The 667-nt window shown below is 77.2% G+C and carries 1 protein-coding gene; it reads left to right on the plus strand.

Annotated elements, in window-relative coordinates; all coding sequences use genetic code 11:
• Window positions 1-667: EF-Tu/IF-2/RF-3 family GTPase (locus KVT32_RS28160; RefSeq protein WP_371825628.1), on the plus strand; the 667-nt coding region annotated here is incomplete at both ends.

A 667-nucleotide genomic window follows, 5' to 3' on the forward strand; every position in this document is an offset into this window, starting at 1 on the left:
CGTCGACCGCGTGTTCACGGTCTCGGGCCAGGGCACGGTGGTCACCGGCACCGCGCTGGCGGGCCGCGTGGCCGTCGGCGACCTGCTGCAACTGGCGCCCGGCGGCCAGCAGGCGCGGGTGCGCGCCATCCACGCCCAGGGCCGCGCGGCCGACACCGGCCAGGCCGGCGAGCGCCTGGCGCTGAACCTGGCCGGCGTGGCGAAGGACGACGTCGAACGCGGCAGCTGGGTGGTCGCGCCGGACATCGGCGAGTGCTCGGAGCGCGTCGACGCCGTCCTGTCGCTGCTGCCGGACGCGCCGGCGCTGGCTTCCTGGGCGCCGCTGCACGTGCACATCGGCGCGGCCCACCATACGGCCCACCTGGTGCCGCTCGAAGGCGAACAGCTGGCGCCGGGCAGCCGCGCGCGGGTGCAACTGGTGTTCGACGCGCCCCTGCACGCGATGCCGGGCGACCGCTTCGTGGTGCGCAACGCCCAGGCCACCCAGACCATCGGCGGCGGCGTCGTGCTCGACCCCTTCGGGCCGGCGCGCAAGCGCAGGAGCCCCGCGCGCCTGGCCTGGCTCGACGCGCTGGCGGCGTGGCTGGAGATCGGCGACGCCGCGCGCCTGGTGGACGCCAGCCTGGCGGGCTTGGCCGTCTCGTCCCTGGTGCGCCTGAGCGGCCTC

It is taken from the genome of Achromobacter sp. GbtcB20 (assembly GCF_019091095.1).
Classification (GTDB): domain Bacteria; phylum Pseudomonadota; class Gammaproteobacteria; order Burkholderiales; family Burkholderiaceae_B; genus Achromobacter; species Achromobacter mucicolens.